This window comes from Klebsiella sp. Ech2A (assembly GCF_030078455.1).
GTDB classification, from domain to species: domain Bacteria; phylum Pseudomonadota; class Gammaproteobacteria; order Enterobacterales; family Enterobacteriaceae; genus Klebsiella; species Klebsiella terrigena.
Window position 1 is genome coordinate 1 of record NZ_JAQGFU010000246.1, and the last position, 5,654, is coordinate 5,654.

Sequence of the window (5,654 nt, forward strand, 5' to 3'; positions counted from 1 at the left end):
ATGCGGAGGCTGGTGGGCGTCGACCATCAGAACGTTGAGTCCTGCGCGACGGGCGTAATAGCCTGCGGCGGCGCCGGTTGAGCCGCTGCCGATAATGATGAGGTCGTATTGCATGGTATGTTCCGGGTTTTTGCTTTATTAGCAGGGTAATTAACAACCCGCACTTATTCAAGCCCGAAAATAAATCAGGCACCAATCGGTGCCCGTTTAGTTAGAGTATATGGGTGACAGCAGAATCACTAATGTCTGCGGTACTCATTGACCTGGTATTCACCTGCTTCAATCTTCGCAATACCGGCTTCAAGAATAGAAATAAATTGACGTGCGACGTCCGTCGTCAGCCATAAAGTCTGGCCAATTTCAGCTTCATTACTGCTTTCATGAGTGGGGTTCTGGTAGTGCAGGCGCAACATCAGCGCGTCGTAGCTGTCTACGGTGCTGATGTCCCATCCGACGAGGGGATGGGTCTGGATGACTTCATTATTCTTTTCCATCATAACCCCTTATTCATATGTTAAAAGACAACAATTCTCGAGGTTTAATGCATATTTTTTGAAGCAAGTTAATTATATCAGGAGTTAAGAATAAACTCGAGAAATTAACGCGTGCGGGGCGAGCTTTTCTCTTTTTGCCGCTTTTTTGCGCAAATTTTGTCCCGCTGTACGTTATTTTGTAAGGAAATAATCAGGAAATTAAAGAAAAGTCTGAGTATTCAGGAAGAGGAAATAAAAAAGCCGGGGCGACCCGGCAAAAGAAGCACAATGAGGGAGCAAATTAATTTGCTGTACCGGTCAGACTTCGAGCCGCATGAGCCCGGAACAGGCAAAAAACCTCGATGAACAACCTGAGGTATTTTGCGCCGCCGCCTGCACGCAACCCGAATGACTCAGGGTACGTCGTGGATAAACCAGTCATCAGCGCTTTCCCAGGTTTCTTGCAGGATTTCGCTTATCCGGTCTTTATCTTCTTTAAGGCCACCTATAACCGAAAGATTGTTAGCGGTGGCGAAGCGTACGGTTACCTGGCTTGGTTTAGCCGGGAACTGCCGATCGATACGTCGGGAGAGTTCATTATTCAGCGCTTCTAAAGCGCCGCTCGGTAAGGCGGTAGTTTTGGCGATAGACACTTCGATGCGCATGATAGCCCCCTGTGCAATATACTGTTTATTTATACAGTATCATTTGCATATTTACAACAGAGGGCAGCGTTTTATTTTTTCATCGTCCAGCGCACGGTTTCACCGGCCAGGAAAGGGACCAGCGTGTCGCCAGGCAGCGCGATGCTGTCTGCCACAACGCTCTCTTCGCGCACCAGCTCAACAAAGGTTTCGTTGACCGGCAGGCCGTAGAAGCGCGGGCCGTTAAGCGAGCAAAATGCCTCGAAGTGCTGCAGCGCATTCATCTCTTCAAACACCGTCGCGTAGCTGCCCAGCGCGGTCGGCGCATTAAAGCAGCCGGCGCAGCCGCAGCTGGCTTCCTTACGATGACGGGCGTGCGGCGCGGAGTCGGTGCCGAGAAACGCGCGCGTAAAGCCGCTGGCGACCAGCTCGCGCAGCGCCTGCTGGTGAATATTGCGTTTGAGGATCGGCAGGCAGTAAAGGTGCGGACGAATACCGCCGACCAGCATGTGGTTACGGTTAAACATCAGATGCTGCGGCGTAATGGTGGCGGCCAGCAGCTCGTTGCCGTCGCGAACGTACTCTGCGGCGTCTTTGGTGGTGATATGTTCGAATACCACCTTCAGGCCCGGCAGGCGCTGGCGCAGCGGCTCCATGACCGTCTCGATAAAGCGCGCCTCTCGATCGAAAATATCGATTTCCGCGTGCGTGACTTCGCCGTGGACCAGCAGCGGCATGCCGAGTTTTTCCATGCGCTCAAGCACCGGCATAATGGTATCGATGCTGGTCACGCCGTGGCTGGAGTTAGTGGTGGCATTGGCCGGGTAGAGTTTAGCCGCGGTGAAAACGCCGGCCTCAAATCCGCGCTCCAGCTCGGCGGGATCGAGCGTATCGGTGAGGTAGCAGGTCATCAGAGGGGTAAAGTCATGCCCGGCGGGTACGGCGTTAAGGATCCGCTGGCGATAGGCGACGGCGGCTTCAACGGTGGTGACAGGCGGCGCCAGATTCGGCATCACGATCGCCCGACCGTAAAACTCGCTGGTGTAAGGCACGACGGTTTCCAGCATATCGTCATCGCGCAGATGGATGTGCCAGTCGTCAGGGCGACGGATTTTCAGTACCTGGGGTTGTGCTGTCATGGAAGGCTCCGGCTAATAGGTTCAGTCATCAGGGCTGTTTTTCACCGGGCACAAAGGATAAGCGTAAACGTTTTCCTTTGCATCAACTTCCGTAAAAAAACGGGCGCCAGGCGCCCGTGATGTTAATTGGTGAAGGGGATGATTATCTCACCCGGCTTGACCTCTATGCCTTTCGCGTACTTTTTCGCCAGCGCTTCGCCTGTGCTGGCGTCTTCGCGCAGAACGTAGGCGGGCTGCTGGTTAAAATAGCTGCGCAGGGATTGATTCAGGTAGGGGATCAGCGTCTGCACGACCGACTGCAGCTTCTCCGGCGCGACTTTCGCATCGACGACCTCCATCTCCTGCAGGAAGATCGCGCCTTTTTCCTTGTTGAAGACCGGCAGCGCTTTTAGCTTAAGGTCAATCGTGGCTTTTTGATTACCGAACAGCGAATTGAGATCCAGGCTGGCGACGCCGCTCAGGGTCACCTTATTCGGCTCCTCGCGACCAATCGCGCTGGTTAAATCGTGCAGCTCGATATGCGCATCCGCCACGCCAGGCAGGCCGATATCCTTGGCGAAGTGATTACGTTTCTGCAGCGCCTGATTAATTTCCTGTTCGCTTACCGAATACTGCGTAAGCTGATTACAGCCGCTCAGGAGGCCGCTAACGATAAGCGCGGCCACGATAAACATCTTTTTCATTGGGTTCCTTAACGTAATGCCATGGGCTCATCCTGACACAAAGCAGCATGGCCTGCCAGCACCACAGGCGCTAGCGGAAAATGCTGAAAATCAGCCCGGCATGACGCATCGAATCAGGTTCGCGGCTCCAGCATGCCGGAGGCCGAACGCCTGGCGCTGAATTGCCACCACAGAGCGATAAAGGTGATGAAGCCGATAATACCCAGCATCAGCCACGGCAGCTCCGGCTGATTGACCGCTTTCCCAGCGTCAAACAGCCACCCGCCGCCGGCGTAGCCGAAGGCCCCGCCAAAGGCCAGCCCCAGTCGGCTAAAGCCCATATAGCTGCCGCGCGCGCGGGCGTCGGCCAGCGATGCGCCCAGCGTTTCACGCGCCGGCTCGGCGATGATCGAACCCATATAGAAAATGCAAATCAGCGTAAACAGCTGCTGCAAGTTGCTGGTTAAGCCGATCGGCAGCATGGCCAGCGTCATGACCAGCAGGCCGGCCATCAGCCGATGCTCAAGCCGATAGCGTTTTTCACTCCAGCGGGCAATCGGATAGAGCAGCGTCAGGGAGATAGTCGCTTCAATGGCATACATCCATTTGACGGCGGCAGGGGAACCGGCGATGTCGTTGACCATAATCGGCAGCATCAGCATGACCTGCACCGCCAGCATGTAATAGCCGGTTAGCGTCAGGACATAGGTCACGAAGCGCCTGTCGCGCAGCACGCGCCCCAGTCCCTCGCGCACCGGCGTTTTTACCGTCGACAGCTTCCACGCCGGGAGATACCAGGCGTTAAAGCCGGCGCAGGCGACGAACAGCGCCGCGCCTACGCTACAGACGAGGCGGAAATCGTACTGTAACAGCCAGCTGCCGAGCAGGGCGCCGATGACCGCGCCGGCGCTGTCCTGCATCATCAGAAGCGAAAAGAAGCGGCCGCGCTGATGCGGACGCACCAGCTTAACCACCAGCGCGGCGCGCGGCGGGTCAAACAGCGTCCCGCCGAGGCCAGAGAGAATGCAGGATAGCCAGAGTACCCACGGCTCGTGGGCCACCGCCATCGCGGCAAAGCCGCCCGCGCGCATCAGCATACCGGTGACGATCATCGGCTTGGCGCCGAAGCGGTCGGCAACCGCGCCGCCAAAAATCCCCAGACCCTGCTGAACCAGCTGGCGCAGGCCGAGGGCGATCCCGACCATCAGCGCGGCCCAGCCCATCTGGTCAACAAAGCGAATGGAAATCAGCGGGAAGACGACAAAAAAGCCGAGAACGACCAGCATATTGTCGACCAACAGGAAGTATTTACCCAGGCTCCTTGCCTGCGATACGCGGGACATTTCCCCTCCTGGGAAAATAAAGATTAGCCCTTCTAGTGTGCGGGGAAGAGCGGGCGTTTCCCAGCGTACCTGCGACAATATTTTTTTATCAAAAAGCAAGTTTGATAGAGGCTATTCATCGAAAAGGGGAGATGGTGCAGAAAATGGTATGTTGCTGTTTTCACACCGTCGTTCAGGACAGGTATAGTGAAGGGAGCAGGGTAATAAGTCAGGGGAACAGGAGAGGGGAATGTTTGGCTACCGCAGTAACGTACCAAAGGTGCGTTTGACGACGGACAGGCTGGTGACGCGGCTGGTCCACGATCGTGACGCCTGGCGTCTGGCCGACTACTACGCGGAGAATAAAGGGTTCTTAAAACCCTGGGAGCCGGTGCGCGATGACAGCCACTGCTACCCCTCCGGCTGGCAGGCGCGCTTGTCGATGATTTCGGAGTTTCATAAGCAGGGATCGGCGTTCTACTTTGCGCTCCTCGATCCGGAAGAAAAAGAGATAGTCGGCGTGGCGAATTTTTCGAACGTGGTGCGCGGCTCGTTTCATGCCTGCTACCTCGGCTACTCCATCGGCGAGAAGTGGCAGGGGCAGGGCCTGATGTTTGAAGCGCTGACTTCGGCGATTCGCTATATGCAGCGCACGCAGCATATCCATCGCATTATGGCCAACTATATGCCGCACAACCAGCGCAGCGGCGATTTGCTGGCGCGTCTTGGCTTTGAAAAAGAGGGTTACGCCAAAGATTATCTGTTAATCGATGGCCAGTGGCGTGACCACGTATTGACGGCGTTGACGACACCGGACTGGATCCCGGGTCGCTAAGGAGAGAGCATGAAATATCAGTTAACCGCGCACGAAGCGCGCGTTATTGGCTGCCTACTGGAGAAACAGGTCACGACGCCGGAGCAGTATCCTCTATCGGTTAACGCGGTGGTGACCGCCTGCAACCAGAAAACCAACCGCGAGCCGGTGATGTCGCTCAGCGAAAGCGATATCCAGGATCTGCTGGATACGTTAGTTAAGCGCCATTTCCTGCGCACGTTGAGCGGGTTTGGCAATCGGGTGACCAAATACGAACAGCGCTTTTGCAACTCCGAGTTCGGCGATCTGAAGCTGACCCCGGCGGAGGTCGCGGTGGTCACGACGCTGCTGCTGCGCGGCGCGCAGACCCCGGGTGAGCTGCGCAGCCGGGCGCAGAGAATGTACGAATTTAGCGATATGGCGGAAATCGAAGGCGTGCTCGTGACGCTGGCTGGCCGCGAAGATGGTCCGTTCGTCGCACGTCTGCCTCGCGAGCCGGGGAAGCGCGAATGCCGCTACATGCATCTGTTCTGCGATGATATGGACTCGCTGATTACGGCGGTAGAAGCGGTATCGCCGTCGGGAGACGATCTCCAGACC

General features: G+C 56.2%; 8 protein-coding genes. 2 read left to right on the forward strand and 6 right to left on the reverse strand.

The genetic code is table 11. From position 1 onward, the window contains the following. The 6 genes from PFH44_RS24380 to mdtH form a co-directional block, all read right to left on the reverse strand. A partial coding sequence (locus PFH44_RS24380; protein ID WP_283826432.1) for an FAD-dependent oxidoreductase occupies window positions 1-114 on the reverse strand: 114 nt, incomplete at its 3' end. A 125-nt stretch (window positions 115-239) separates the two neighbouring features. Continuing rightward, entirely contained in the window at window positions 240-494 is a 255-nt protein-coding gene (bssS, locus tag PFH44_RS24385; protein ID WP_041144949.1) for a biofilm formation regulator BssS, read from the reverse strand. Between the two features lie 392 nt (window positions 495-886). Next, window positions 887-1,138, reverse strand: coding sequence for a DNA damage-inducible protein I (gene dinI, locus PFH44_RS24390; protein WP_045854828.1), 252 nt, complete (start codon window positions 1,136-1,138; stop codon window positions 887-889). A 71-nt stretch (window positions 1,139-1,209) separates the two neighbouring features. Beyond that, the gene (gene pyrC / locus PFH44_RS24395; RefSeq protein WP_283826428.1) at window positions 1,210-2,256 is read right to left on the reverse strand and encodes a dihydroorotase; all 1,047 of its coding nucleotides are present in this window, start codon (window positions 2,254-2,256) and stop codon (window positions 1,210-1,212) included. Window positions 2,257-2,378: 122 nt separating this feature from the next. Continuing rightward, window positions 2,379-2,939, reverse strand: coding sequence for a lipoprotein (locus tag PFH44_RS24400; RefSeq protein ID WP_045854830.1), 561 nt, complete (start codon window positions 2,937-2,939; stop codon window positions 2,379-2,381). A gap of 113 nt (window positions 2,940-3,052) precedes the next feature. Then, a complete protein-coding gene (mdtH, locus tag PFH44_RS24405; RefSeq protein ID WP_283826430.1) occupies window positions 3,053-4,261 on the reverse strand; it encodes a multidrug efflux MFS transporter MdtH in 1,209 nt (402 codons plus the stop codon). A gap of 229 nt (window positions 4,262-4,490) precedes the next feature. Between mdtH and rimJ the strand changes: the two genes are divergently transcribed. Both rimJ and PFH44_RS24415 read left to right on the forward strand, forming a co-directional pair. Next, entirely contained in the window at window positions 4,491-5,075 is a 585-nt protein-coding gene (gene rimJ, locus PFH44_RS24410; protein ID WP_045854832.1) for a ribosomal protein S5-alanine N-acetyltransferase, read from the forward strand. Between the two features lie 9 nt (window positions 5,076-5,084). Next, window positions 5,085-5,654 (forward strand): YceH family protein (locus PFH44_RS24415; RefSeq protein ID WP_283826431.1); only part of this gene is annotated, 570 nt, incomplete at its 3' end.